This window comes from Luedemannella helvata, assembly GCF_039528415.1.
GTDB classification, from domain to species: Bacteria; Actinomycetota; Actinomycetes; order Mycobacteriales; family Micromonosporaceae; genus Luedemannella; species Luedemannella helvata.
This window is the reverse complement of the sequence record NZ_BAAALS010000029.1, coordinates 38,242-64,100: the sequence shown is the minus strand read 5'-3', so window position 1 is coordinate 64,100 and position 25,859 is coordinate 38,242. Positions and strand designations below refer to the sequence as shown.

Annotated in this window: 22 protein-coding genes; 12 read left to right on the top strand and 10 right to left on the bottom strand. The window is 72.3% G+C overall.

Annotation, left to right across the window (positions count from 1 at the left end; translation table 11 throughout):
• Positions 1-27: 27 nt before the first annotated feature.
• The 5 genes from ABD191_RS23940 (at position 28) to ABD191_RS23920 (ending at position 3,930) form a co-directional block, all read left to right on the top strand.
• Complete coding sequence (locus ABD191_RS23940; protein ID WP_344086351.1) at positions 28-1,104, top strand: LLM class flavin-dependent oxidoreductase; 1,077 nt, start codon at positions 28-30, stop codon at positions 1,102-1,104.
• The gene (locus ABD191_RS23935; protein ID WP_344086348.1) at positions 1,101-1,865 is read left to right on the top strand and encodes an ABC transporter permease; all 765 of its coding nucleotides are present in this window, start codon (positions 1,101-1,103) and stop codon (positions 1,863-1,865) included. The genes ABD191_RS23940 and ABD191_RS23935 overlap by 4 nt, the downstream gene beginning before the upstream one ends.
• An 11-nt stretch (positions 1,866-1,876) precedes the next feature.
• On the top strand, positions 1,877-2,926 hold the full coding sequence (locus ABD191_RS23930) for a taurine ABC transporter substrate-binding protein (RefSeq protein ID WP_344086345.1): 1,050 nt from the start codon (positions 1,877-1,879) through the stop codon (positions 2,924-2,926).
• A 25-nt stretch (positions 2,927-2,951) separates the two neighbouring features.
• Complete coding sequence (locus ABD191_RS23925) at positions 2,952-3,695, top strand: ABC transporter ATP-binding protein (RefSeq protein WP_344086342.1); 744 nt, start codon at positions 2,952-2,954, stop codon at positions 3,693-3,695.
• A 100-nt stretch (positions 3,696-3,795) separates the two neighbouring features.
• Positions 3,796-3,930 (top strand): hypothetical protein, encoded by a 135-nt coding sequence (locus ABD191_RS23920; protein ID WP_344086339.1) that lies wholly within the window; start codon positions 3,796-3,798, stop codon positions 3,928-3,930.
• On the opposite strand, the gene ABD191_RS23915 is transcribed toward ABD191_RS23920, so the two are convergent.
• On the bottom strand, positions 3,897-4,382 hold the full coding sequence (locus tag ABD191_RS23915) for an NADPH-dependent FMN reductase (RefSeq protein WP_344086336.1): 486 nt from the start codon (positions 4,380-4,382) through the stop codon (positions 3,897-3,899). The genes ABD191_RS23920 and ABD191_RS23915 overlap by 34 nt on opposite strands.
• Before the next feature lie 136 nt (positions 4,383-4,518).
• On the opposite strand from ABD191_RS23915, the gene ABD191_RS23910 reads away from it, so the two are divergent.
• The 6 genes from ABD191_RS23910 to ABD191_RS23885 all read left to right on the top strand — a co-directional run bounded on the left by ABD191_RS23910 (position 4,519) and on the right by ABD191_RS23885 (position 12,214).
• Complete coding sequence (locus ABD191_RS23910) at positions 4,519-5,886, top strand: FAD/NAD(P)-binding protein (protein WP_344086333.1); 1,368 nt, start codon at positions 4,519-4,521, stop codon at positions 5,884-5,886.
• 135 nt (positions 5,887-6,021) lie between these two features.
• Positions 6,022-6,660 (top strand): hypothetical protein, encoded by a 639-nt coding sequence (locus ABD191_RS23905; RefSeq protein WP_344086330.1) that lies wholly within the window; start codon positions 6,022-6,024, stop codon positions 6,658-6,660.
• A gap of 70 nt (positions 6,661-6,730) precedes the next feature.
• Entirely contained in the window at positions 6,731-8,104 is a 1,374-nt protein-coding gene (locus tag ABD191_RS23900) for a rhodanese-like domain-containing protein (RefSeq protein WP_344086327.1), read from the top strand.
• Positions 8,101-8,739 (top strand): response regulator, encoded by a 639-nt coding sequence (locus ABD191_RS23895; RefSeq protein ID WP_344086324.1) that lies wholly within the window; start codon positions 8,101-8,103, stop codon positions 8,737-8,739. Before ABD191_RS23900 ends, ABD191_RS23895 begins: the two co-directional genes overlap by 4 nt.
• 116 nt (positions 8,740-8,855) lie before the next feature.
• Positions 8,856-11,402: a cation-translocating P-type ATPase gene (locus tag ABD191_RS23890; RefSeq protein ID WP_344086321.1), complete on the top strand. Its 2,547-nt coding sequence runs from the start codon at positions 8,856-8,858 to the stop codon at positions 11,400-11,402.
• Between the two features lie 8 nt (positions 11,403-11,410).
• Positions 11,411-12,214 carry a prepilin peptidase gene (locus tag ABD191_RS23885; RefSeq protein WP_344086318.1) on the top strand — a complete coding sequence of 268 codons (804 nt, stop codon included), beginning with the start codon at positions 11,411-11,413 and terminating at the stop codon, positions 12,212-12,214.
• On the opposite strand, the gene ABD191_RS23880 is transcribed toward ABD191_RS23885, so the two are convergent.
• From ABD191_RS23880 to ABD191_RS23845, 8 genes are all read right to left on the bottom strand, one after another.
• Positions 12,211-13,722: a hypothetical protein gene (locus ABD191_RS23880; protein WP_344086315.1), complete on the bottom strand. Its 1,512-nt coding sequence runs from the start codon at positions 13,720-13,722 to the stop codon at positions 12,211-12,213. The two genes, ABD191_RS23885 and ABD191_RS23880, sit on opposite strands and share 4 nt — an antisense overlap.
• Complete coding sequence (locus ABD191_RS23875; RefSeq protein WP_344086312.1) at positions 13,719-14,351, bottom strand: prepilin-type N-terminal cleavage/methylation domain-containing protein; 633 nt, start codon at positions 14,349-14,351, stop codon at positions 13,719-13,721. Before ABD191_RS23875 ends, ABD191_RS23880 begins: the two co-directional genes overlap by 4 nt.
• The gene (locus tag ABD191_RS23870) at positions 14,345-14,797 is read right to left on the bottom strand and encodes a type II secretion system protein (RefSeq protein WP_344086309.1); all 453 of its coding nucleotides are present in this window, start codon (positions 14,795-14,797) and stop codon (positions 14,345-14,347) included. The genes ABD191_RS23875 and ABD191_RS23870 overlap by 7 nt, the downstream gene beginning before the upstream one ends.
• Positions 14,798-16,195, bottom strand: a complete 1,398-nt coding sequence (locus ABD191_RS23865; RefSeq protein WP_344086307.1) for a type II secretion system F family protein — start codon at positions 16,193-16,195, stop codon at positions 14,798-14,800. It lies immediately after the preceding gene.
• Position 16,196: 1 nt separating this feature from the next.
• Positions 16,197-17,984 carry a GspE/PulE family protein gene (locus tag ABD191_RS23860; RefSeq protein WP_344086304.1) on the bottom strand — a complete coding sequence of 596 codons (1,788 nt, stop codon included), beginning with the start codon at positions 17,982-17,984 and terminating at the stop codon, positions 16,197-16,199.
• Positions 17,981-19,084, bottom strand: coding sequence for a type IV pilus twitching motility protein PilT (locus tag ABD191_RS23855; RefSeq protein WP_344086301.1), 1,104 nt, complete (start codon positions 19,082-19,084; stop codon positions 17,981-17,983). The genes ABD191_RS23860 and ABD191_RS23855 overlap by 4 nt, the downstream gene beginning before the upstream one ends.
• Before the next feature lie 82 nt (positions 19,085-19,166).
• Positions 19,167-19,529: a competence type IV pilus major pilin ComGC gene (locus tag ABD191_RS23850; RefSeq protein WP_344086298.1), complete on the bottom strand. Its 363-nt coding sequence runs from the start codon at positions 19,527-19,529 to the stop codon at positions 19,167-19,169.
• A gap of 387 nt (positions 19,530-19,916) precedes the next feature.
• Positions 19,917-21,389: a vWA domain-containing protein gene (locus tag ABD191_RS23845; protein ID WP_344086295.1), complete on the bottom strand. Its 1,473-nt coding sequence runs from the start codon at positions 21,387-21,389 to the stop codon at positions 19,917-19,919.
• A 349-nt stretch (positions 21,390-21,738) separates the two neighbouring features.
• Here ABD191_RS23845 and ABD191_RS23840 point away from each other — a divergent pair, with 349 nt between their 5' ends.
• Positions 21,739-24,201 (top strand): glycoside hydrolase family 9 protein, encoded by a 2,463-nt coding sequence (locus ABD191_RS23840; protein WP_344086292.1) that lies wholly within the window; start codon positions 21,739-21,741, stop codon positions 24,199-24,201.
• Between the two features lie 87 nt (positions 24,202-24,288).
• Here ABD191_RS23840 and ABD191_RS23835 read toward each other — a convergent pair whose 3' ends face one another.
• A complete protein-coding gene (locus ABD191_RS23835; RefSeq protein WP_344086289.1) occupies positions 24,289-25,848 on the bottom strand; it encodes an MFS transporter in 1,560 nt (519 codons plus the stop codon).
• Positions 25,849-25,859: the final 11 nt, after the last annotated feature.

The window sequence follows — 25,859 nt, the reverse complement described above, 5'->3', positions numbered from 1 at the left end:
GGACGCCAGAACAAGGAACGACCCCCCGTGACGCTCTTCCATTGGTTCCTGCCCACCTCCGGCGACGGCGACCAGATCGGCGCCGCCACCGTGACCGCCGGCGCGGCCGCCCACCCCCGCCCGGCCACCCTCGACTACCTGACCGAGGTGGCCCGGGCCGCCGAGGACGGCGGCTTCACCGCCGCGCTCACTCCGGTCGGCGCCGGCTGCCCCGACCCGTGGATCGTGTGCAGCGCGGTCGCCGCCCGTACGTCGCGCATCACGCTGCTGGTGGCCTTCCGCACCGGCTTCGCCCTACCGACCCTGGTCGCGCAGCAGGCCGCGGCGTTCCACGAGCTGACGGGCGGGCGGCTCGCGCTCAACGCGGTCACCGGCGGTCAGGCCGCGGAGCAGCGCGCGTACGGCGACTTTCTCGACCACGACGCGCGCTATGCGCGTACCGCTGAAGTTCTTGAGGTGTTGCGGGCGTCGTTCGCCGGCGCTCCGTTCGACTACGACGGCGCGCATTACCGGGTGGAGGGGGGCGGGCTCGCGCGGCCGGTCAGCCCGGCGCCGCCGCTGTACTTCGGCGGAGCGTCGCCGGCCGCCGAGGCGGTCGCGGCGCGGCTGGCCGACACGTACCTCATGTGGGGCGAGCCGCCGGCCGCCATCGCCGAGCGGATCGCCCGCATCAGGGCGCTGGCCGGCGTGCACGGGCGGGACCTCCGGCTGGGCATCCGGCTGCACGTGATCGCGCGGGAGACCGCTGACGAGGCGTGGGCGCACGCCGCGCAGCTGCTGGCCGGCATGAGCCCGGAGCGCATCGCCGCCGCGCAGGCCCGGTTCGCCTCGATGGAGTCCGTCGGTCAGGCCCGGATGACGGCGCTGCACGGCGGGCGGGCGGACCAGCTGGAGATCGCGCCGAACCTGTGGGCGGGCGTCGGCCTCGTCCGGGAGGGCGCCGGCACCGCGCTCGTGGGCAGCTACGCGCAGGTCGCGGAGCGTATCGCCGAGTACGCCGAACTGGGCCTGCACGAGTTCATCCTGTCCGGCTGGCCGCACCTGGAGGAGGCGCGGCGCGTCGGCGAGCACGTGCTGCCGCTCGTGGCGGCGGCGCGGGTATGACGCGCCGGGTTCTCATCGGCGTCGGCGCTGTCGTGGCCTTCGTCGGCGGGTGGTGGGTGTTCGCGGACGCGCGGCCGGACCTCGCGCTGTTCGTCCCCCACCCCCGCGAGGTGTGGCATCAGCTCGTCGTGACCTCGACCCGCGGCTACTCCGGGTACCTGCTGCTTGAGCACCTCGGCGCGAGCCTGCGGCGCATCGGGTTGGGCTGCCTGTTCGGCACGGTCGGCGGGGTGCTGCTGGGCCTGGCCATCGCGCTCGTGCCGGTGCTGCGCGCGGCGCTCGGTCCGTTCATCACGTTCGTGCGCACGCTGCCGCCGCTGGCCTACCTGTACCTGCTGGTCATCTGGTTCGGCATCAATGAGGAACCGAAGGTCTGGCTGCTGCTCATCGCAGCCCTGCCGATCGTCGCGATCGCCACGGCCGACGCGGTCGCCGGTGTCCCCGACGACTACGTCAACGCGGCCCGGTCACTGGGCACCCGCCGGCTCGCGGTGCCGTGGCGGGTCGTGCTGCCCGCCGCGCTGCCCGAGATCCTCACGGGCGTGCGGCTGGCGGTCGGCGTCGCGTACACCTCCGTCGTGGCCGCCGAGACGATCAACGGCGTGCCCGGCATCGGCGGCATGGTCCGCGACGCCCAGCGCTACAACAACACGTCCGTCGTCATCCTCGGCATCCTCGTCATCGGGGCGTCCGGGCTGCTCATCGACGGCTTCATCCAGTTGGCCCAACGCCGCCTCGCCCCCTGGCGTGGCCGCATCTGAAAGGAAACCCTGTGGTACGCCCCTTCGCATTGTTGGCCGCTGTCGCCCTGGCCGTCGGGCTGACCGGCTGCGCCACGACGGACTCGCCCGGCGGCGGCGCCGCCACCGGCGACCCGGCCGCCCCGGCCGAGCTGCGCATCGGTTACCAGCTCATCCCCAACGGCGACCTGATCGTCAAGGACCAGCAGTGGCTGGAGAAGGCCCTGCCGAACACGAAGATCATCTGGAGCAGGTTCGACTCGGGCGGCGACGTGAACACCGCGATCGTGGCCGGCAGCATCGACATCGGGCTCGCCGGGTCCAGCCCGGTCTCGCGCGGGCTCGCCGCGCCGCTGAACATCCCGTACACCGTGCCGTGGATCTTCGATGTGATCGGCGACAACGAGTCGCTCGTGGTGCGCAAGGAATCCGGCGTCACCTCGCTCGCCGGCCTGGCCGGCAAGAAGATCGCCACCCCGTTCGCGTCGACCGCCCACTACAGCCTGCTCGCCGCCCTGGCCGACGCCGGGGTGGCCGAGTCCAGCGTGCAGGTCATCGACCTGCAGCCGCCGGACATCCAAGCGGCATGGACGCGCGGCGACATCGACGCCGCGTACGTGTGGACGCCTGTCCTCGCGGAGCTGCAAAAGACCGGCACCACGCTGATCACCAGCCGGCAGCTGGCCGCCAAGGGCAAGGTGACCGCCGACCTGGCCGTGGTGACGAAGGCCTTCGCCACTACGTACCCCGAGGCGCTGTCGACCTGGCTGCAGCAGCAGGACAAGGCCGTGAAGCTGGTCCGCAGCGACAAGACCGCCGCTGCGGCCGCGATCGCCCGCCAACTCAACCTCAGCCCCGAGGAGGCGTCCCGCCAGCTCGACGAGCTCGTGCTGCTCGACGCGTCGGAGCAGGCCAAGCCGGAGTACCTCGGCACGGCCGAGAAGCCGGGCGGCCTGGCTACCAACCTGCACGCGGCCGCCGAGTTCCTCGTCGGCCAGGGCAAGCTGGAGGTCGCGCCTGACCTGGCGACCTACCAGCAGGGCATCAACCCGGCGGCGCTGGCGGCCGCGTTCCCCGGCTGACATGGCGGAATCAGACTCGCCTGCGGTGCGGCTGGCCGGTGTGGGCCAGACGTACCGCGGGCGCGGCCGGCGCGTCGTCGACGCGCTCGCTGACGTCGACCTGTCGGTGGCGGCGGGGGAGTTCGCCGTGATCGTCGGGCCGTCCGGCTCGGGCAAGAGCACCCTGCTGCGCATCGTCGCCGGGTTCATCACCCCGTCGCGGGGCACGGTTGTCGTCAACGGCGCGCCAGTGCGCGGGCCGGGCCCGGACCGGGGCGTCGTGTTCCAGCAGCCGCGCCTGTTCCCGTGGCTGTCGGTGCGCCGCAACGTCGAGTTCGGACTGCGGGGCCTCGACCGCGCGGCCCGGCGGGCCCGGGCATCCGAGCAGCTTGAGCTCGTGGGCCTCGCCGACACCGCCGACCTGCGCCCGTACGAGCTGTCGGGCGGCATGCAGCAGCGCGCCGCGATCGCCCGGGCGCTCGCGCCGGGGCCGCGCATCCTGCTGCTGGACGAGCCGTTCGCGGCGCTCGACGCGCTCACCCGCGAGCGCATGCAGGAGGAGCTGCGCGCGCTGTGGCAGGTCACCGGTACGACGGTGATCTTTATTACGCACAGCGTGGACGAGGCCGCCTACCTGGGCACCCGCATCGTGGCGCTGTCCGCCCGTCCGGGCCGCGTGGTGCTGGATCTGGCCTCCGATCTGCCCCGGTCGGCCGAGCCACGGCACGAGCCCGAGTTCGTGTCGACCCGTGACAAGGTGCTGGAGCTGGTCCGCTCGGCCGCCCGCTGACGGGTGGTGGGCGCTGGGGTGAGCCGACGTTTGGACGGTTACAGGTGTTATCGCGCGCTGAGTTCCACACCTGTCCGCCCAAACGTCGGCTGATCCCGCGATGTGGGTCCGCGCCACGGTGCACGGGAAGCCGACGGAGCGCGGCCCCGGGTTCGTGACCGCGTCCGTGGTCGACCCGTTCGGCGAGATGGTCGACCAGCGCTATCTCGACGTCGTGTCCAGCGCGTCGGCGTAGGCCTTGGCGAGCGCGGCGGCCTCGGTCAGCTGGGACTCCACGACCGGGAGGGCGGGCGCCACGTCGGCGCCCAGCTCGCGCAGGAGCTGGCTGAGCAGCGCGGCCGCCGCCTCGGCCTGGGGCGCCACGCCGGCCGTCACGACCGGTACGGCCCGCTTGCCGGCCAGCGCGCTCGCCGGCAGTTGGTCGAGCAGCACCTTGAGTATTCCCGTGTAGCTGCCCTTGTACGTCGGCGTCGCCACGACGAGCACGTCGGCCTCGCGTAGCGCGGTCACGGCGGCGGCGGTCGGCTCGTCGCCGGGGGTCAGCAGGCCGGCGCCGAGGTCGCCGACCTCGACAGTCGCCGGGGCGCCGAGCCCCAGCCGCTGCGCGACCGCCTCGCCGACCGCGGCGGCCAGGGTGGACGTGCGCGAGCCGGCGCGCGGGTTGCCGGAAACGACCAGGATGCTCACGGGGTCTCCCTCACATCGGAGTGAAAATCATATCTTATCCGTGGGAGTTGTAGAGAAGATGGCTCGCCACCTGGCATCATTACCCTGCATTGCCTATCGTTTTAGTAGGTGATACCCCTCGGCGACGGGAGCGGCCATGCGGCGGACGACAGCGGTGATCGGTGGCGGATGTTCGGGAGCGCTGGTCGTCCTGGAACTCCTGCGATGTACCGATGACGAGGTGCTGCTCATTGAGCCGGGAACGCCCGGCGCCGGGGTCGCCTACGGGGCGGCCAGGCCCTGGCACCTGCTCAACTCCCGGGCCGGCGCGATGAGCGCGGACCCCGACGATCCGGGGCACTTCGTCACCTGGCTGCGGGGCCGGGGCATCGCGGCCGGCCCCGACGACTTCGTGTCCCGCCGGCACTTCGGCCGTTACCTCTACGCGAGCCTCGAGGCGGCCGCGTGCGCGTACCCGGGCCGCCTGCGGCTGTTCGACTCCCCGGTCGCGCGGGTCGCGACCGGGCCCGACGGGCCCGCGCTCGTGCTCGCGGACGGGCGGCTCCTGCGGGCCGACCGGGCCGTACTCGCCGTGGGTGGTTCCGGCGGCGGACAGCCCGCCGGCCTCACCGAGGCGGGACGGTCGCACCCCGGCTACGTCGCCGACCCGTGGGCGCCCAGGGCGCTCGACGCCATCCCGCGCGGCGCGCGCGTCCTGCTGCTGGGCACCGGCCTCACGGCCATCGACGTGATGCTGAGCCTCGTCGAAGCCGGCCACGGCGGCCCGGTCACCGCCGTGTCGCGGCACGGCCTGCTGCCCCGCGCGCACGGCGCCGCCGGTCCGCCGGTGACACTGCCGCACCAGACCCGCCTGCGGCCCCTGATGCGGCAGTTGCGCGTGGCGGCGGCCGCGCACGGCGACTGGCGGCCGGTGGTCGACGGCCTGCGTCCACACCTCGACGCCCTGTGGACGGGGTTCAGCGCCGAGGAGCAGGACCGCTTCCTGCGGCATGTGGCCCGGCACTGGGAGGTGCACCGCCACCGCATGGCCCCGGCGGTCGCCGACCGGGTTGAGGCGCTGCGCGCGTCCGGCGACCTGACCGTGCGGGCCGGTCGCCCCGCCCGCATCGAGCCGGCCGGGCCGGGTCTCCTGGTCACCTTCGCGGACGGACACCAGGAGCGGTACGGCGCCGTCGTGGCGTGCACGGGCTCGTGCCGCCTGCCGGAGGCGGCCGGGCCGCTGCTGACCACATTGCTCGGTGACGGCCTCGTCCGGCCCGGGCCGCACGGCCTCGGCCTGGACGTGGACGCGGCCGGCCGCCTGCGCGACGCGGCCGGCCGGGTCAACCCTCGCCTGTGGACGGTCGGACCGCTGCGGCGCGGCGCGCTGTGGGAGACCACGGCCGTACCGGAGATCCGCGCGCAGGCGCGCGCCCTCGCCGAGCAGCTGCGCACCGTGGGGGAGCGGATGGAGGAGCGCCCCGCCCGGCCGGCGATCGTGGCGGTGAACCAACTGGCGGCGTGATGCCCAGGGTCCCGTGCGGGCGGTGACCGTGGTCCTGTCGGGGACAGGGCCTTGTGCCCTGCTTATGATCACGATTGGCGGGCACGATCGTCTCGTTGGCAAAACCCCGCCGGCCCCCTCAAGGAGATAGAGACAATGAAGCGTCGCACCCTGGACATCCTGTTCAGCACCGGTGGCCTGGTGCTTGCCGGACTGCTGCTGATCGTCGGCATCGTTCTCAACAGCAACGCGAACTTCGCCAAGACCTACGTGGCCGACCAGCTCGGTGAGCAACACATATCGTTCACTCCGGCCGATCAGCTCAGCGACGAGGAGAAGAAGGCCGCCTGCCTGGTCGAGAACGCCGGCAAGCCGCTGACCACGGGCAAGCAGGCGGAGTGCTACGCCAACGAGTACATCGGCCTGCACCTGAAGAACATCGCGGGTGGCAAGACCTACGCCGACATGGGCGACGTGCAGAGCGACCTGCGCGCTCAGGTGGCCAAGGCCCAGGAGACCAACGCCGCGAACCTCGCGGACCTGCAGAAGCAGCTCGACGCCGCCAACGCCCAGCGTGACTCGCTCTTCAAGGGCGAGACCCTGCGCGGCCTCCTGCTCACCTCGTACGGGTTCAGCGTCTTCGGCGAGAAGGCCGCCCAGGCCGTGCTGGTCGCCTTCATCGCGGCCGGACTCCTCCTGCTGCTCAGCATCGCCGGCCTGATCCACGCCTTCATCACCCCGAGGAGCAAGGGCTTCGCGGTGCCGGAGCCGGACAAGGTCACCGTCAACGCCTGATCTCCCCGCCAAGGTGCCGGGTCGCGTGAGCGGCCCGGCACCTTCGTGTGCGCGGCCTACGCTGGGGGCCATGACGATCGTGGCCATCGAGACGCCCACCCTCGGCGACCGGGGCTACCTGGCCCATGACGGCGAGGTGGCCCTCGTGGTCGACGCGCAACGCGACATCGATCGCGTGCTGCTCGTCGCCGGGGCGGAAGGGGTGCGCATCACCCACGTCTTCGAGACCCACATCCACAACGACTACGTGACGGGCGGGTACGCGCTGGCCCGCGCCACCGGGGCCGCCTACCACGTCAATGCCGCCGACCCGGTGACCTTCGACCGCGTGCCGGTCCGGGACGGCGACACGGTCGAGGTGGGCGAGCGGTTGCGCGTGCGGGTGCTGGGCACACCGGGGCACACGTTCACCCACCTGTCCTACGCCCTGTACGACGGGGACGATCCCGTGGGCGTCTTCACGGGCGGGTCCCTGATCTACGGCTCGGTCGGTCGCCCCGACCTGCTCGGGCCCGAGCACACCCACGACCTGGCGCGCCATCAGCACGCATCGGCCCGCCGGCTCGCCGCGGAGCTGCCCGGCGCCACGGAGGTCTTCCCGACCCATGGGTTCGGCAGCTTCTGCTCGGTCGACCAGTCCGCGGTGACCGAGAGCACACTCGCCCGGGAGGGCCTGGTGAACCCGGTGTTCACGACCGGGGCCGAGGCCTTTGTCGAGAGCGTGCTCGCGCAACTGGACGCCTGGCCGGCGTACTACGGCCGGCTGGGTCCCGTGAACCTCGCCGGCCCGGACGCGCCGGACCTCACCCCGCCGGCGGTCGCCGGCGCCGAGGAGCTGCGGGCCCGGCTCGCGGCGGGGGAGTGGGTCGTCGACCTGCGCCACCGGGTGGCGTTCGCGGCCGGTCACGCGCCCGGCACGGTCAACCTCGGGCTGGACGGCAACGTCGCGACGTACCTCGGCTGGCTGATCGACTGGGGCGCGCCGGTGACCCTGCTGGCCGGGACCGCCGATGAGATCGCGCGGGCGCAGCGCGAGCTGGTGCGTGTCGGGATCGACCGGCCCGCAGCCCAGGCCGTCGGCGGCCCGCGCGACTGGGCGGGCGGGGCGCCGCTGGGCACGTACCCGAGGATGGGCTTCGCCGACCTCGCCCAGGTGCGTCACCACCGGCCGGTCGTGGTCCTGGACGTGCGCCGTGACCTGGAGCACAACGAGGAGCACCTGCCCGGCAGCGTGCATGTACCCCTGCACGAGCTTCGGGCGCGGCTGGCCGGGATCCCGGACGGCGAGGTGTGGGTGCATTGCACGACCGGCTACCGGGCGGCTATCGCGGCCTCGCTGCTGGCGGCGGCCGGCCGGCGGGTGGTTCTCGTCGACGACGACTTCCCGGCCGGGACTTTCGGCCTGTTGGGAACGGCGGTCCGACACGGTACAAATGAGCAATGATCCGAGTCTTCCTGCTCGACGACCATGAGGTCGTCCGTCGTGGCCTGCACGAGCTCCTGGAGGCCGAGGACGATATCGAGGTTGTCGGCGAGTCGGGCTCGGCCAAGGAGGCCACCCACCGGGCGCCCGCGCTGCGGCCGGACGTGGCGATCCTCGACGGACGCCTGCCCGACGGCAGCGGCATCGACGTCTGCCGCGACATCCGCTCGGTCGACCCGTCGATCAAGGGACTGATCCTCACCTCGTACGAGGACGACGAGGCGCTGTTCGCGGCCATCATGGCCGGCGCGTCCGGCTACGTCCTCAAGCAGATCCGGGGCACCGACCTGGTGGACGCGGTGCGTCGGGTGGCCGCCGGCCAGTCACTGCTGGACCCGGCCGTGACCCAGCGGGTACTCGAGCGGATCCGCCACCCCGTCGAGGAGCCACAGGAGCTCAAGTCGCTCACCGAGCAGGAGCGGCGCATTCTGCAGTACGTCGCGGAGGGCCTGACCAACCGCGAGATCGCCGGAAAGATGTTCCTCGCGGAGAAGACGGTCAAGAACTACGTCTCCAGCCTGCTCGCCAAGCTCGGCCTTGAGCGACGCACCCAGGCCGCCGTGCTCGCCACCCGACTGCTGGGCGAGCGCCACTAGCGCGTCCCCAGCGCCGTCATGCCCGTGCCCCCTTGGCGCGGGTCCGGCCGTCGGTCACGCCGGAACGTGCCGGTCGGCCCTGCCCCGTTCAGATAGGCGTCCATGACTCTGAGACCGTGGACGCTGTGGCGCTGCGAGCGCGCGAACAGACACCATCCGGACTTTCCGGGGCGCAGGCCGCGCGTCGGCTGGCTCAGGACGGGCGCAACGAGGTGCCGCCGCCGCGGCCCCCGCGCGTCTGGCGCCGCGTGGCAGGCCAGCTGACCGACCCTCTGGTGGCCCTGCTCCTCGCCGCGGCCGTGGTCACGATCGCGCTGGGCGACATGACCGACACCGCCGTGATCCTCGGCGTGGTCGTGGTGAACACGACCATCGGGGTGGTCCAGGAGATCCGCGCCGACCGCGCGATCACCGCCCTGCGCCAGCTGTCCGCCCCCTCGGCCCGGGTGCGCCGGGACGGCGCCGACGTGATCATCCCGGCCGCCGAGGTGGTACGCGGGGACGTGCTCGTGCTCGCCCAGGGCGACATCGTCCCCGCCGACGCCGAACTGCTGGAGGCCAGCCAGCTCACCGTCGACGAGTCCGCGCTCACGGGCGAGTCCGTGCCCGTGGGCCGGGCGGTCCCCGACGAGGTCTCCGCGGGGACGGTCGTGCTGACCGGGCGGGCGCTCACCCGCGTCACCCGTACCGGCCCGCACAGCGCGCTGGGGCGCATCGCCGCGCTGGTCGCCGCCACCCGGCCGGCGGCCACGCCCCTGCAACGGCGGCTGGCCGAGCTGGGCCGCGCCCTCGGCGTGGTCGCCGTCGGCCTGTCCGCCCTCGTCATGGTGCTGGGCGTGGCCAACGGCCAGCCGCTCGGGGAGATGGCCCTGGCCGCCGTGAGCCTGGTCGTCGCGGCCGTGCCCGAATCGCTGCCGGCCGTGGTCACGCTGGCGCTCGCGCTGGGCGCCATGCGCATGGCACGCGGGCACGCGATCGCGCGCCGGCTGCACGCCGTGGAGACGCTCGGGTCGGTGACCGTCCTGGCCACCGACAAGACCGGCACCCTCACGGAGGGCCGGATGAGCGTGCGCCGCGCGGTCACGGCCGCCGGCACGGTCGTGGCCGTGCGCGGGCGCGGGTACGACCCGACCGGCACGGTGGACCCGGGTCCCGACAGCGGGGTGCTCGACCTGGCGCGGGCGGTCGTGCTCTGCAACGACGCCGAGCTGCGCCCGCCGGACGCGGACAACCCGGCGTGGCGGTCGTTGGGCGACCCGGTGGAGGGCGCCCTGCTCGCCTTCGCGGGGCGCTGCGGTCTCGACGTCGCCGCGACCCGGTCGGCCGCTCCCCGGGTCGCGGAGGAGCCGTTCGACGCGCTCACCCGACGGATGATCACGGTCCACGAGTCCGTGGCCTTCCGCTACGCCGTGTGCAAGGGCGCGCCGGAGGTCGTCCTCGACCCGGGGACCACCGACTGCCCGGCGGCGGTGCGGGAGGCGTTGCGCGCGGCGGCTCAGGACATGGCCGACGCCGGCCTGCGGGTGCTCGCGGTCGCGGGCATGGCGGTGGACTCCCGAGAGGCCGGCCTGCGCGGCGCCGGCCTCGCGCCGCTGGGCCTGGTCGGCATCGGCGACCCGATCCGGCCCGAGGCCGCCGGCACGACCGCCGACCTCGACGCGGCCGGCATCCGGCTCGTCCTCATCACGGGCGACCACCCGGCCACGGCGCGTGCCATCGCGACCGAGGTCGGCATACCCGCCGCCGAGGTGGTCTCCTTCGACACGACCCCGGCACCCGACTCGGTGCAGCGGGCGGCCGTGTTCGCCCGGGTGCGCCCCGAACAGAAGCTCGACATCATCGCGGTCCTGCAGGGCGAGGGGCAGGTCGTCGCCATGACCGGCGACGGTGTCAACGACGCGCCCGCGCTACGCCGCGCCGACATCGGCGTGGCCATGGGCGCCGGCGGCACCGAGGTGGCCCGCCAAGCCGCCGACCTGGTGCTCACGGACGACAACCTCGCCACGGTCGCCACGGCCGTGCACGAGGGCCGGCGCATCTACGACAACATCCGCCGGTTCCTGCGCTACGCGCTCTCCGGCGGCCTGGCCGAGATCCTCGTGATGCTGATCGGACCGGCGTTCGGGCTGGCCGTGCCGCTGCTGCCCGCCCAGATCCTCTGGATCAACCTGCTCACCCACGGCCTGCCGGGCGTGGCACTGGGTGCCGAGCCCGCCGAGCCGGGCGCCATGCGCCGCCCGCCGCGCCCGCCGGACGAGTCGGTGCTCGGCCGCGGCCTGGTCGCCAGCGTCCTGCTGACCGGCGCGTTCATCGCGGCGGTGGTGCTCGGCGTCGCGGTGTGGGCGCACGCGGCCGGCGCGCCCTGGCAGACCATGGCCTTCGTGACCCTCGGCCTGGCGCAACTGGGTGTGGCGCTCGCGGTCCGGGTGCCGCGCGGGCGGGGCCGGCCGGGCAACCCCGCGCTCGGCGTGGCCGTGGCGCTGTCGGCGCTGCTTCAGCTCGCCGCGGTCGGGTTCGGGCCGCTGCGCGCCCTGCTGCACACCTCGCCCCTGACGTGGACACAGCTCGCGGTGTGCGTGGCCGCCGCGGTGCTGCCCGGCGCGGCGGTGGCGACGGTCTCGGCCGTTCGCCGCATGGTGCCTGACCAGGCACGACAGGCATGATGGGAGCCGTGCACCCCGCCTCCATGATCGTCCTGTTGGTCGTGATCACGCTGCTCGGGCTGGCCGTCGGCTCGTTCCTCAACGTGGTGATCCATCGCGTGCCGCGCGGGGAGTCGGTCGTCTCGCCGCCGTCGCGCTGCCCGGCCTGCGCGGCGCCGATCCGGCCATGGCACAACGTTCCGGTCGTGAGCTGGCTGGCGCTGCGCGGCCGGTGCGCCGGCTGCGGCACGCGGATCAGCGTCCGGTACCCGCTGGTGGAACTCGCCACCGGCGGGGTCTTCGCGGCGCTGGCCGTGCGGCTGGCCGCGACCGACCAGCTCGGCGCCGTGCCGGCGATGGCCTACTTCGCCGCCCTCGGCATCGCCCTCGCCATGATCGACATTGACGTGCGACGGCTGCCCAACGCGCTCGTGCTCCCCTCGTACCCGGTGGTGGCCCTCCTGCTGGTGGCGGCGTCCGCCGTGCACGGCGACTGGTCGGCGCTCGGCCGGGCCGGGCTCGGCGCGGCCGCGCTGTTCGCCTTCTTCCTGGCGGTGGCCCTGCTCTACCCCGGCGGCATGGGGATGGGCGACGTGAAGCTCGCCGGCCTGCTCGGCGGTGTGCTCGCCTACCTGTCCTGGTCGACCGTGATCATCGGGACGTTCACCGGGTTCCTGCTCGGGGCGCTCCTCGGCGTCGCGGTCATGCTGGTCCGCCGGGGCGAGCGCCGCACGGCGGTACCCTTCGGACCCTTCATGATCGCGGGGGGCCTGCTCGCGGTGTTCGCGGCGGCCCCCCTGGCCGATCTCTACCTGTCCATGCTGAGCGCCTAGCGCTGCACGCTCCAGTTGAGCACCGTTACCCGGCGTGCCCCGGACTCCTCCGAGATGCCCACCTTGGCGCGCAGGCTCGGCTGTCCGGTGTCCGTGCACGTGCCCGCGCCGGGGCACAGGTACACGTTGAGCCAGACGACCGCTTGGCTGGGCTGCGTACTGCGATCCGGTGTGGCCACCATCGGCGTGGGCGTGCTCGTGTTGCCGGGGCCGTCGATGCTGATGTGGTGCACGATGACGCCGCCCCGGAAGTAGAACTGCAGATCCTTCTTGAGGTTCAGGTCGACCCACGCCTGCGGCGCGTACACGGTGCCGAACAGGTACGCCTGGAAGTTGCCGTTCTTGTAGGAGCTGATCAGCGGCACCTTGCGGCGGGTGATCTGGTTGCTGTCGCTGGTCTTCAGCCCGTAGATCACCGTGGCGGGACGCGATGGCGAGTACTGGCCGCACAGGGCCACCTGCGCGTCGTCGGTGAGGTACATCCGCGCCTCGCCGCCGAACACGAACGTCACCCCCTGCTGCCCGGCGACGGGCTCCCAGTCGGCCGGCGGGTTGTCCGGCGGGACAGGGCTGTGGCAGGCGGTGGCGATGTCCGGGGGATTGCTCGTCCGGTACGCACCGGTCATGGTGCCCCCGATGACGTAACCCTCGTCGAGGTTCCAGACGCCGTTGAAGTTGAAGTAGTAGACGCCCGGCTCGAAGTTGTACACCAGCTTCTTGCATCCGGTGGCCGCGTTGAGCGCGGCGACGTCGTTGTACACGCCGGGTTTGAACGACACCGCGTCCTTCTCCTTGGCGTCGCACGCTGGCGGCGTGCGCACGTTCGTCGGCAGGGTCGGCGCGGCGTAACCCGGATCCGCGATGTCCGCGGCGGCGTTGGGACAGCTCACGGCGGGCACGATGGCGCCGAGGCAGGCACCGCGGGCCTTGACCGAGGCCGCGTCGAGCGTGCCGTGGAAGACGTTGATCCTGGAGTTGGCGAAGACGCCGCCCTTGACGACGACCGTGTCGTTCTTGCCACCGTTGATCTTCACCCAGATCCCGTCACCCGCGTGCGAGCTCTCGTCGGTGTCGCCGGGCTTGCCGAGCGTGATCAGGGCATTGCCCGGGCGGTTGCTGTCGTTGATCGGGGCGACGCTGGTGCGAGCCTCGTCCGGCGCGCAGGACACCGCCACGGATCCCGTCACGTTGCCGGACCGTCCGGCCTCGGAGTAGAAGTTGTCCATCCGCAGCTGGGAGTCGGCCCCGAAGCAGTTGCCGTCGCCCAGGTAGGAGCCGGACCGCAGGTTGTCGATGGCCACCTTCGCGGCCCCGTCGGCGGCGGCCGCGCGGGCGGCCTGGGCGCGCATCGCGACCGTCGTACGCAGGTTCGTCTCCGCGAACGACAGGACGACGCCCATGACGATCGCCACCACGGTGATGAAGATGAGCGCGAAGATGAGCGACGTGCCGCTGTCGTCGGCCATCCGCTTGCGCTGCGCGTCGATCGCGCGCGTCAGGCGCGTCATGTCTGCCTCCGCTGTCCTACGAGCGTGACCGTGACCGGCGCGCTGGTGGCCCGGTTCTTGATGGTCAGGTTCAGGTTGATCTGCCGCGGTACCGCCGGAACGGCCGTGGTGCAGGCGGCCGAGAAGCAGACGCTGGCGCTGTCGAGGTTGTGGACCAGCACCGAGTCCGAGACGGGCACCGTGCTCGCCCCCACGCAGGTGATGCGCCGCAGCCGGGTCTCGCCGTCCACGGTCTGCACGAGGTAGGCCGCCCGCACGGTGCGCGGGTCGCCCGACGCGTCCGTCGGGTCGTCCCAGGCCAGGCGGATGAGGGCCGCCGGCGTGCCGGCGACCCCGCAGGCCCGGCCGCTGGCCGCCGCCACGTTGACCTCCACGGATGCCAGCAGCGGGAACCCGGTCGCGGACCAGTCGCGCACGCCGACACTCGCCACGTCCTGGGCGAAGTACGCCGCGGCGATCTGGATGTCGTGCGACTCCGACAGCCGTCCGGTCGTCTCGTCGGTGTGCTTGAAGAACGCGAGGAGCCCGTTGGTCAGCGGCACGATGATGATGCCGAGGATGACGATGGCGACGAGCAGTTCGGTGAGCGTGAAGCCGCGGTCGTCGCGCAGCGCGTCGCGGTTCAGCATGCCGGGTCCGTGGGTCGGCAGGGCCGGCGGATGACCAGGTCCAGGGACTCGCTGGCCCGGCCGTCCTGGCTGGACACGGTCAGCCGGAGCCGCTGCAGGGCGCGGTCCGTGCCGCCGCACGTGCTCGTGAACGCCGAGCCGTCCCAGTACGTGACGGCGAGGGTGTGGGCGTAGCCGGCGGGCGGGGTGTAGCTGGCGCGGTAGGCGTCCGGGCCCGCGCAGTCCACGTACCCGGTGGGGGAGGCGGCCACCCTGCTCTCGATCGCCTCGGCGAGGTCGCGCACGGCGGCGCCCGCGACCGCCTGTTTGCGATGGATGTCGGTGATCCGGATGCTCGTCGCGATGCCGCCGATGAGGACGGCCACGGCGATGCCCATGATGATCACGGTGATGAGCAGCTCGATGAGCGTGTCGCCGCGGTCGTCGCGCAGGCGCTCGGCGTTCATCTACACCTGCACCCGGTTGAAGATGCCGTACATGGCCTGCACGAGGGCCACCGCCACGAAGCCGACGATGAAGCCCATGAACACGATGACGGCCGGCTCGAACAGGCTCGTGACCTTCTTGAGCTTGTAGTCCAGCTCACCCTCGAAGTACCGGGCCGTGACGTCGAGCTGGTCGTCGAGGGTGCCGGTCTCCTCACCGACGCGGATCATCCGGGCGGCCGTGGGCGGGAACAGGCCAGTCCGCGCCAGCGGGGCGGCGAGGCCCTGCCCCTCCAGCATCGCTTCGGAGACCTGCCCGAGCGAGCGGGTGAAGACGAGGTTGCGCAGCGAACCGGTGGCTACCCGCAGCGCCTCGGGCAGCGCCACGCCGGCCCCGGCCATCGACGACATGACCCGGCAGAACCGCTCGACCAGGGCGGCGCGCACGGTCCCGCCGATCACGGGGATCCGCAGGACGAGGCGGTCGCGGGCGTACCGGCCGCCTTCCGTACGCAGCGCCAGGAAGATGATCAGCGCCAGGCCGCCGAGGCCGCCAGCGATCGCCGGCCACCAGCCGGTCAGGAAGTCGGTGATGCCCATGAGCATGCGCGTGGACCACGGCAGCTCCGCGTCCAGGCTGGCGAAGAACGTCTTGAAGCGCGGCAGGGTGAACACCGACAGCACGACCACCGTGAACACCGCCATGCCCGCGATCATGGACGGGTAGATGGCGGCCGCCTTGATCCGGCGCCGGGCCTCCAGATCGCGCTCCAGGTACTTGGCGAGCTGGTCGAGGACGGTGTCGAGCTGGCCGGTCAGCTCCGCCGAGCGCAGGATGCCCCGGTAGAACTCGGGGAACACCTTCGGGTGGCGGTCCAGGCAGTCCGACAGCGTCTCGCCGTGCCGCAGGCCCTCCTCGACCTCGGCCATGAGCTTGCGCAGCGTGGAGTTGCTCGCCTCCTGGCCCAGGGTGTGCACGGCCTCGATGAGCGGCAGGCCGGCGCGGATGAACGCGCCGAGCTGGCGCGACAGATGCATGACCTCCTCGCGCTTGACCCGCTTCGGGGTGATCTCCATCTGGAGGAAGCTGGTCTTCTCCTTCTTGGCCGCGCGCGGTCGCGCCGGGGGCGCCTGCGCGCGCGGGGGCGCCGCGGGCGCGGCCGGCGGCGGGTAGGCGGGCGGCTGGTAGCCCGGGTACGCCGCAGCCGGGGCGACGGAGGTGGCGTTCATCGCCTGGTACGCGGGCGGGTGGGCCCCGACGCCCGCCGGCCACTGGGCCGGCTGCCCTACGACGCTCGGCTGCCCTGCGACGCTCGGCTGCCCTGCGACGCCCGCCTGCCACGAGGCTGGTTGGCCCAGCCCGGCCTGGCGTGGCGTCGTCCACACGGTGTCGTCACTCGCGATGTCGTCGTAGTTCAACTCAGCTTCCGATCACATAGATGGAGCGCAACACCTCGTCGAGCGTCGTCACGCCGGCCTCCACGAGCAGCGCCGCCTCCTCCTGGAGCGTGCGCATGCCCTCGGCGCGGGCGACCTTGCGAACCTGGTCGTGCGGTGCGCGCCCCAGCACCAGTTCCCGGATGGCCTCGGAGACCGGCATGATCTCGTACACGCCGATCCTTTCCAGGAAGCCGGTGTGGGCGCAGAAGTTGCAGCCGTGCCCGCGCAGGAACCCGTGCGCCGGCGGCCGTCCCCCGATCGCCATCAGCAGGGCGTACTCCTCGGGGGTCGGTTCGTAGCGGCCACGGCAGTGCGGGCACACGCGCCGGACCAGGCGCTGCGACACGACCGCGGTGACCGATGAGGCCACGAGGAAGCTCTCCACGCCCATGTCCAGCAGCCGGTGCAACGCGGCGGCGGCGTCCGTGGCGTGAATGGAGGAGAGCACGAAGTGGCCGGTGAGCGCGGCCTGCACGGCGATGTGGGCCGTCTCCACGTCGCGGATCTCGCCGACCAGGATGACGTCGGGGTCCTGGCGCAGGATCGACCGCAGCCCCGTGGCGAACGTGACCCCGGCCTGCTCGTTGATCTGGATCTGGCTGATCGACTCGACGCGGTACTCGACCGGGTCCTCGATCGTCATCACGTTGCGCTCGGGGGTGTTCAGCTCCGCGAGGGAGCCGTACAGGGTCGTGGTCTTGCCGCTGCCCGTGGGCCCAGCGCACATCACCATCCCGTACGGGGAACGCAGCAGGGCCTGGTACCGGGCGGCCATGTCCTCGGGCATGCCGAGCTGTTCCAGCCGGTACAGGGTGCGGCTCTTGTCGAGCAGCCGCATGACCACCTTCTCCCCCTCGATGACCGACGTGGTCGAGACACGGATGTCCACGCCCCGGCCCTCGATCTCCAGACTGATCTGACCGTCCTGCGGCCGGCGCCGCTCGACGATGTTCATGTTCGCCATGATCTTGATGCGGCTGACGATGACCGGGCCCATGGCCGCGGGCAGGTCGAGCACGTCGTGCAGCGCGCCGTCGATGCGGTACCGCACGCGGATGCGCTCGGGCTGCGGCTCGATGTGGATGTCGGAGGCCCGGTCGCGCAGCGCCTGCGTGATCATCAGGTGGACGACCTGGACGACCGGTGCGTCGTCGTTGACGGCCGTCGCCTCCGCCCGCACGGCCGTGGAGGCGCGGTTGACGCTCTGCGTCTCGAACGCGCGTACGTGCGAGGCGACCCCCGCCAGCGCCCGGTAGTTGATGCCGATCGCGTGGAGGATGTCCGACTCGCGGGCCACCAGGATCCGCACGGGGCGCCCGAGGCGCCGTTGCAGCACGCCCACCAGCGCCGCCGACGGTACGGCGACGGCGACGACCACGCTCTGCTGGTCGACCGCGAGTGGGATGACGGTCAGCTCGCGCGCCGTGGCCTCGTCCAGGAGGCCGAGCGCCGCCTGCTGCGGCACGGTCTCGCGCAGGTCCACCAGCTCCACGCCGTAGCGGTTGGCCACGGCCATGGCCAGGTCGCGCTCCGTGAGCAGGCCCATGCCGACCAGCCGCTGCCCGAGGTAGCGCGGGGTGCCCCGCTGGGCGTTGGCCAGGGCCGCGACGACGTGTCCCCGGCTTATGACGTTGGCGTCGACCAGGATCTCGCCGAGGCGCTGCCCGCCGGGCTCGACCGCGAGGTCGACCGGCGCCACGGGCCCGAGCGCGGGTTCCGGCGCCGGCCGCTCCGCCGGACCCGGCGCGCTTCGACCGATCAGCTTCATGCCGGGGTGCCCACCATCAACGGCCGCGGCGCGGGGACCTCGACCTCCTTGGGGTACAGGCTGCGGGCCACCGCGTCGTCATAGCCGATCACGCCGTCGCGGACCAGGGCCGACACGGACTGCTCGAAGCTCACCATGCCCTCGCGCTGCCCGGTGAGCAGGCTGTTGCGCAGCTGGTGGGTCTTGCCCTCCTTGATGAGGTTGCGCACGGCCGGGTTGGCGATCAGCACCTCGTACGCGGCGATCAGGCCGCCGCCGAGGCGGGGGATGAGGCGCTGGTAGACGATCCCGGTGAGCGCGGCTGCGAGCTGCGTACGCACCTGTGCCTGCTGCTCGGCCGGGAAGACGTCGATGACGCGGGCCAGCGCCTGCGAGGTGTCGTTGGTGTGCAGCGACGCGAGCACCAGGTGGCCGGTCTCGGCGATGCTCAGCGCGAACCGGATGGACTCCAGGTCGCGCATCTCGCCGACGAGCAGCACGTCCGGGTCGGCGCGCAGCGCGGCGCGCAGCGCGTGGGCGAAGCTGTCGGTGTCCGAGCCCACCTCGCGCTGGTTCACGGTGGCGCGCCGGTGGTCGTGGACGTACTCGATGGGGTCCTCGATGGTGAGGATGTGGCAGGCCCGGTCCGCGTTGATCTGGTTGACCATCGCGGCGAGCGTGGTCGACTTGCCGGAGCCGGTCGGGCCGGTCACCAGGATGAGGCCCTGGTGCTGACGGGTGAAGTCATACAGCGCGGGCGGCAGGCCCAGCTGGTCCATGGTCGGCACCTGCCGGGGCACGATGCGCAGCGCGATGGCCGTGCGGCCCCGCTGGCTGAACACGTTGCCCCGGATCCGGGCCGTGTCGCGCCACGTGAACGAGAAGTCGTACTCCTGGCGCTGCGACAGCGAGGCCAACTCGGCGGGGACGAGCAGCTCGGTGAGGAGACCGCGGGTGTCCTCGGGCGTGAGCAGCGGATATCCCCACACGGCCGTCAGGTCGCCATGGATGCGTACCTGGGGCGCCTGGCCCACAGTGAGCAGCAGGTCCGTGCCGCCGGCCCGCCACACGGCCTCCAGCAGGGCGTCGACCCGACTGCCGACCAGCACCCGCTCCTGCATGACGAGATCCTTCCGGATGAAAGAGGTGGAAAGACGCGGCTCGGGGCGGACCGCCGAAGCGGCCCACCCCGGACAACCGTCCTCAGCAGGCGCCGCCGCCGGTGAGGGCACCGGTCACGGAAACTGTCTTGGGGTTGGTGGCGTTGTTGGCCGCGTAGGTGACCGTGTACTCCGTGCTGCTCGGCTCGGAGTGCAGCAGGCCCGCGGTGACGAGGGCCGCCATGTCGGCCGCGTAAGCGCTGTTCTTGGCGTAGTACGCCTCGGCGGCCACCTGGACGGTCTTGACGTCGGCCTTGCAGGCCGACTTGGTGCCGCGGTCGGAGATGCCGTTGACCGCGAACACGACGACGCCCGCGAGGACGCCCAGGATGACGATGACGATGAGCAGCTCGATGAGGGTGAAGCCGCTCTCATTGCGCCGAATCGCGCGAATGCGTTCCCGCATGGGTTCTCCAGGATGATGTGGGGCGGTCACCGTGACCGCGGATGAGCTGGCGGGAACGTATATCGCCAGGTCAGCCCATATCTAGAGAGTCATCCGTTCGTCCATGGTGCTCGCCCGAACGTGGTCGCGCGCCATCTGGGACGCCCGACTCGGACCACCAAATGAGGCGATTTCTCCACGATCTGTGATGGCCCGATCACTCTCTGCTGATCGCGGGTGCCCGCGCGAGCCACCGGGCAATACTGTCCATAGTGGATTGACAATTCGGGCGTTGGGCCCGTGGCGCGATCAATCCCCGTACGGCCTGTCGGCAACCCGACGGCCGTAGGCACCCGGGTGCGCCCGACGGCGAGGCGCCGCCGCCGGGCGTACCCACGGAAAGCGTTCTTAACGTACGGAGCGGATCAGTGTCGCCAGCTCGGTCACCTGAGGATCATTCGTCGCGCGGGCGGCGTCGTCCGCGATGACGGCGAGGTCGCCCAGGTAACCCCGCGAGACCTCCGTGCGGCCGCGCAGCGCCTCGGCGAACGCCGCGGCCGCGTAACAGACCCGCAGCCGGGGCGCCGCCGTGGCGAACTGTCGGTCCAGGTCTCCGACCCGGACCTCGGCGGCGGCCTCCCGGGCGGCCCCGCTGGCGGGATCGAGCCAGCGCACCCGCGCCTGGGCGACCCGCCCGGTCGCCTCGGGCCTGAGCCGCACCAGGTAGAGGGCGGTGACACTGTGGCCCGGGCCCACCTCGCCGCCGTCGACCGAGTCGTCGCGGAAGTCCTCGGCGGCCAGGTTGCGGTTCTCGTAGCCGACAAGCCGGAAACCCACCACGGTGTCCTGGTCGAACGTCACCTGCGCTTTCGCGTCGCGTGCCCGCACCGTCAGGGTCGCCGGCAGTTGACGCACGAACAGCTCCCGCGCCTGCTCCGGCTCGGAGACGTAGGTGACGAAGCCGTCGCCCTGGTCGGCGAGCCGCTCCATGAGCTGGTCGCCGTAGTCGCTGCCCACGCCGACGCCCAACAGCGAGATCTGCTTCGCCGCCTCCTCGCGCACCTGGCGCAGGATGGGCTCGGCCGAGGTGCTGCCGACGTTCGCCAGCCCGTCGGAGAGCAGGATCACCCGGTTCGTCGCGCCCTGCCGGAACCCGTCGCGCGCCACCCGGTATCCGGTGACGAGCCCGTCCTCCAGGTTTGTGCTGCCGTCCGCACCGAGGTCGTCGATCGCGGCGTGTAGCGCCGACCCGCTCCGGACCGGCGTCATGGGCCGCAGCACCCGCGCCTTCGACGCGTACGCGACGATCGCCACCGCGTCGGTGTCGCGCAACTGGTCGACGAGCGTGTGCAGCGCGTCCTGGACCAGATCCAGGCGGCCCGGCTCCCGCATCGAGCCGGACGTGTCGACGACGAAGGTCAACGCGGCGTCCGGCCGTGCCCCCGCGTCCTCGGCCCGGGTCCGCAGCCCGATGCGCAGCAACCGGGTGTCCCCGGCGGCGTCCTCGGCCTCCGCCGCGTGAGCGGGCAGCTGGGCGCCGTCGGCCGAGACCGTGAAGCCGTCCCCGAACGGCTGCGGGTAGTCCTGCTCGAACGCGTTGACGAACTCCTCCGGGCGCACGTCGCCCGGGCTGGGCCGGCGGCCCTCAAGGATCAGTCGCCGAGCGTACGTGTACGACGCGGTGTCGATGTCGATCGCGAACGTGGACCGCGACGGGTCGCCGCGTTCGGGCTCGTCCGCGCCGGAGCCGGGCTCCTGGCGCGGGGCGGCGACGTCCCCGCTGTCGGACGCGCCCCGGTCGCCCGGCGAGCAGCCGGCGAGGGCGAGTGCGGCGACGCAGAGCACCGCGACCGCGCCACGAAGTCTATGTGTGCGCCTCATTGAAGCTCCTCACTCAAAAGGTGGTGACTCCCAGTGAGACGCCACGCGGCGGCGCGCGGTACCCGTCGTGACCGGTCCGCAATGAAGGCGTTAGCGGAGTAGATGCCAAACGACCGCTTCGTGACCCGCCCGATGGCGTTCCGTTATCCGCGACGATCGTCCGATGTGGTCATGGCCGGCGGCGATCGTGCCGCCGGGGGTGCGGCGCCTTTTCGAAGAAGCTGGAAGCTTCATCGGCGCGCCGATCGTGAGCTGGGGGAATCGGGACAGCGTGGGTGCGCCTCGTTGACGCTGCTCGATCGACGTGCCGACCATGGCGACACGTACCGTCCCCTCCCCGGAGGCACCCATGTCAGCCACCTCCCGGCGGCTCGGCCGACGCCGGCTCAGCGGGGCACTCGCCCTGCTCGCCGCCGTCGCGTCCGGGGTCGTCGTCGCCGTTGCCACCCAACCCGCCACCGCGGCCACCAACCACAACTACGCCGAGGCGCTGCAGAAGTCGCTGCTGTTCTACGAGGCCCAGATGTCGGGCAACATCCCGTCGTGGAACCGGGTGAAGTGGCGCGGCCCGTCCACGGTCAACGACGGCAAGGCGCAGGGCGTCGACCTGTCCGGCGGGTACTATGACGCGGGCGACCACATGAAGTTCGGCTTCCCGATGGCCGCCGCGATCACGACCCTGGCCTGGGGCGGGGTGGACTACCGGTCGGCCTACTCAAGCTCCGGTCAGCTGCCGCACCTGATGAACAACCTGCGCTGGGCCAACGACTACTTCATCAACGCCCACTCCGCGCCGAACGAGCTGTGGGTTCAGGTCGCCAACGAGTCCGACCACAACTACTGGGCGCCGCCGGAGACGGTGGAGGCCAAGGGCAAGGACCGCACCGCCTACAAGATCACCGCGTCGTGCCCGGGTACCGACGTGGCCGCCGAGACCGCCTCGGCGATGGCGTCGTCGTCCATGGTGTTCCGGGCCACCGACCCGACGTACGCCGACACGCTGCTCACGCACGCCAAGCAGCTGTTCACCTTCGCCGACACGACCAAGGGCACCGACGGGCGCGACACCGCGTACGTCAAGTGCGTGCCGCAGGCCGCGAGCTTCTACAACTCCACCACCGAGGGCGGCACCCAGAACCCGGGTACCCCGCGCGTGTACTGGGACGAGCTGGCCTGGTCGGCGCTGTGGCTCTACCGCGCCACCGGTGACGCGTCCTACCTGACGAAGGCGCGCGACTTCTACCCCAGGATGGGTACCCAGGCCGACGTCGGCAGCAGCACCCAGGTGCCGGTCTACGCGTTCGGGTACGGCTGGAACGACAAGGCGTACGCCGTCTACGCCATGATGGCGAAGCTGACCGGCGAGCAGCAGTACAAGGACGACACCCAGCGCTACCTGGACTACTGGTCGGTGGGCTACAAGGGAGCCAAGGGCAAGACCCTGGCCGGCGGGCTCGCGTACATCTTCTACTGGGCCTCGCTGCGCATGGCCGCGAACACCGCGTGGGTCGCGCTGACCTACGCCGACACCCTGGGCCCGTCCGACCCGCTCTACGCGCGCTACCGGGACTTCGCCAAGACCCAGATCGACTACGCGCTCGGCACCAACCCGGCCAACCACAGCTACATGATCGGCTTCGGGGTGAACCCGCCGAAGAACCCGCACCACCGCGGGGCCCACGGCTCCTGGTCCGACTCGATGAACGAGCCGACCTACACCCGCCACACCCTCTACGGCGCGCTCGTCGGCGGCCCCGGTGAGGACGGCTCGTGGGCCGACTCGCGGTCGGACTTCGTCAAGAACGAGGTGGCGCTCGACTTCAACTCCGGCATCACCTCGTCGCTGGCGCGGCTCTACTCGGAGTACGGGGGAACGCCGCTGGCGAGCATCCCCGCCGAGACGCCCGACATGACGGAGATCTACCTCGACACGACGACGACCCCGCAGACCAACGGCGTCACCGTCAAGATGCTGCTATGGAACAAGTCTGCGTGGCCGGCCCGGGTGCTGGACAAGGCCTCGATCCGCTACTTCTTCACCCTGGACGGGTCGACCACGCCGAGCCAGATCACGGTCACCTCGCCGTACTCGAACTGCCAGAAGCCCACCGGCCCGGTCCAGTTCTCCGGCAGCGTCTACTACGTCAACGTGGACTGCACCGGGACGCTGAGCTTCCCGGGCGGCCAGTCGGAGTCCAAGCGCGAGGTCCAGCTGCAGATCATGAGCAGCGGCAGCTGGGACGCGAGCAACGACTGGTCGGCGACGAACAACCCCGCCCTGTACCAGGCGGGCACGCTGATCTGGGGCACCCAGCCCGGCGGCGGCACCCCCACGACCGCGCCGCCCACCACGGCGGCGCCGACCACCCGGCCGCCGACGTCCGCGGTGCCCACGACCGGCGGCCCGACTACCCGGCCGCCGACGTCCGCGGTGCCCACGACCGGCGGCCCGACTACGCGCCCGCCGACGTCCGCGGTGCCCACCACGGCCGGGCCGACCACCGCGGGCCCGACGGGTTGCTCGGCGACCTACACGGTCACCAGCTCGTGGGGGAGCGGCTTCCAGGGCGAGGTGTCGGTCCGTAACAACGGCACGGGCACGCTCAACGGCTGGACGGCCACGTGGACCAACCCGGGCGGGGTGAGCATCACCCAGTTGTGGAACGGCACGATGACCACCAGCGGCTCGACGGTGACCGTGAAGAACCTCAGCTGGAACGGCACGCTCGGCGCGGGCGCGTCAGCCACGTTCGGGTTCCTCGGCTCCGGCAGCTCGTCGACCGTACCGGTGGTCACCTGCACGAGCCCGTGAGACGGCGGGCGGCGGGCGGGAGTGGGCCCGCCCGCCGCCCGCTTCGGGCCGGCCGGCCGCGCCACCGCGCGGACGGCCGGCCCGATGTCATGCGGTCGCGCTCGCGAGCTGCCGCTCCGGTGACTCGCCGACCTCCGGCTCCGCGCCGGTCGGTGGCACGCCGCGGAAGGCGACCGCGGCCAGCGCCGCCAGGCCCACGAACAGCACCCCACCCACGGCCGCGACCGTGACCACGCCGCTGGTGAACGCCGACCTGGCGGCGTCGATCAGGTCCGCGCCGAGCGGCCCGCCAAGGCCCTGCGCCGCCACGAGCGCGTCCGTGATGCCCTGCCGGGCGGCCTGCTCGACGGCGACCGGCGTGCCCGCGGGCACCGCGAGGTCCGCGCGGTACGCCACGGCCGCGAGGGTACCCAGCGTCGCGACGCCCACGGCGACGCCGAACTCGCCGCTCGTCTCCGACAGTGACGCCGCCGACCCGGCCTTCTCGGGCGGCGCCGAGCCCAGGATGAGGTTCATCGACAGCGTCATGGTCGGGGTGATGCCGACGCTGGCTAGGGTCATGCCGGCGATCACCGCGACGAGCCCGCCGTCCGTGCCGGCGAGGGTCTGCAGGAAAAGCCCGCCGGCCGCCACGATCAGGCCGCCCGCCATCAGGTACGCCGGGCGGACGCGTCGCGCGAGTGCCGGACTGAGCATCATGCCGGCCGCCATGGCCAGGCTCTGCGGCAGCAGGCACAGCCCGGCCTCCAGCGGCGTCAGGCCGCGTACGGTCTGGGTGAACAGCGTGGCGGTCAGGCTGACCCCCGCCATGATCACGCCGAGGGCGAGGCCGATGCCGAGCGCGCTGCTGAAGAACCGGTCAGCGAACAGCCGCACGTCCAGCAGCGGGCTGGCCAGCCGGCGCTGCCGGCGCACGAACGTCACGCCGGCCACCAGGCCGACCGCCACCGCCACGGCCGGGCCGGCCGCCCAGCCGCCCCGCGCGAACTCCTTGAGCCCGTAGATGACCGGCAGGATCGCGGCCAGCGACAGCCCGACACTGACCAGGTCCAGGCGGCCGGCCCCGGGGTCGCGGTACTCGGGCAGCAGCGCCGGCCCGGCGACCACCAGCAGCACCATGAACGGCACCCCGAGCAGGAACGCCGAGCCCCACCAGAACGTCGACAGCAGCGCCCCGCCGACGAGCGGACCTATCGCCATGCCGCCCATGAAGCACGCCAGCCAGATCCCGATGGCGGTCGCCATCTGAGCCGGGTCGCGGAACATGTTGCGGATCAGCGCCATCGTCGAGGGCATCAGGGTCGCGCCGGCCACCCCCAGCAGCGCCCGGGCGGCGATCAGCGTCGCCGGGCTGTCCGCGTACGCGGCCAGCACCGACACCAGCCCGAACGCCACGGCGCCGATGAGCAGCAGTCGCCGGCGGCCGATGCGGTCACCCAGCGTGCCCATCGTCACCAGGAAGCCGGCCAGCAGGAACGAGTAGATGTCCAGGATCCACAGCTGCTGCGTGGCGTCCGCGCCGAGGTCGGCGCTCAGGTGCGGCAGGGCCAGGTACAACACGCTGACGTCCAGCGACAGCAGCAGGGTGGGCAGGGCGAGGACGGCAAGTCCGAGCCACTCGCGCCGGGTCGCGCGGGTCGTGTCCATCGCGGATCTCC

Excerpts from the sequence above, each read along its gene's own strand:
- ABD191_RS23935 (WP_344086348.1), top strand. The coding sequence starts at position 1,101 with ATGACGCGCCGGGTTCTCATCGGCGTCGGCGCTGTCGTGGCCTTCGTC.
- ABD191_RS23920 (WP_344086339.1), top strand. The coding sequence starts at position 3,796 with ATGTGGGTCCGCGCCACGGTGCACGGGAAGCCGACGGAGCGCGGCCCC.
- ABD191_RS23910 (WP_344086333.1), top strand. The coding sequence starts at position 4,519 with ATGCGGCGGACGACAGCGGTGATCGGTGGCGGATGTTCGGGAGCGCTG.
- ABD191_RS23905 (WP_344086330.1), top strand. The coding sequence starts at position 6,022 with ATGAAGCGTCGCACCCTGGACATCCTGTTCAGCACCGGTGGCCTGGTG.
- ABD191_RS23900 (WP_344086327.1), top strand. The coding sequence starts at position 6,731 with ATGACGATCGTGGCCATCGAGACGCCCACCCTCGGCGACCGGGGCTAC.
- ABD191_RS23895 (WP_344086324.1), top strand. The coding sequence starts at position 8,101 with ATGATCCGAGTCTTCCTGCTCGACGACCATGAGGTCGTCCGTCGTGGC.
- ABD191_RS23880 (WP_344086315.1), bottom strand. The coding sequence starts at position 13,722 with ATGACGCGCCTGACGCGCGCGATCGACGCGCAGCGCAAGCGGATGGCC.
- ABD191_RS23875 (WP_344086312.1), bottom strand. The coding sequence starts at position 14,351 with ATGCTGAACCGCGACGCGCTGCGCGACGACCGCGGCTTCACGCTCACC.
- ABD191_RS23870 (WP_344086309.1), bottom strand. The coding sequence starts at position 14,797 with ATGAACGCCGAGCGCCTGCGCGACGACCGCGGCGACACGCTCATCGAG.
- ABD191_RS23860 (WP_344086304.1), bottom strand. The coding sequence starts at position 17,984 with ATGAAGCTGATCGGTCGAAGCGCGCCGGGTCCGGCGGAGCGGCCGGCG.
- ABD191_RS23855 (WP_344086301.1), bottom strand. The coding sequence starts at position 19,084 with ATGCAGGAGCGGGTGCTGGTCGGCAGTCGGGTCGACGCCCTGCTGGAG.
- ABD191_RS23850 (WP_344086298.1), bottom strand. The coding sequence starts at position 19,529 with ATGCGGGAACGCATTCGCGCGATTCGGCGCAATGAGAGCGGCTTCACC.
- ABD191_RS23845 (WP_344086295.1), bottom strand. The coding sequence starts at position 21,389 with ATGAGGCGCACACATAGACTTCGTGGCGCGGTCGCGGTGCTCTGCGTC.
- ABD191_RS23840 (WP_344086292.1), top strand. The coding sequence starts at position 21,739 with ATGTCAGCCACCTCCCGGCGGCTCGGCCGACGCCGGCTCAGCGGGGCA.
- ABD191_RS23835 (WP_344086289.1), bottom strand. The coding sequence starts at position 25,848 with ATGGACACGACCCGCGCGACCCGGCGCGAGTGGCTCGGACTTGCCGTC.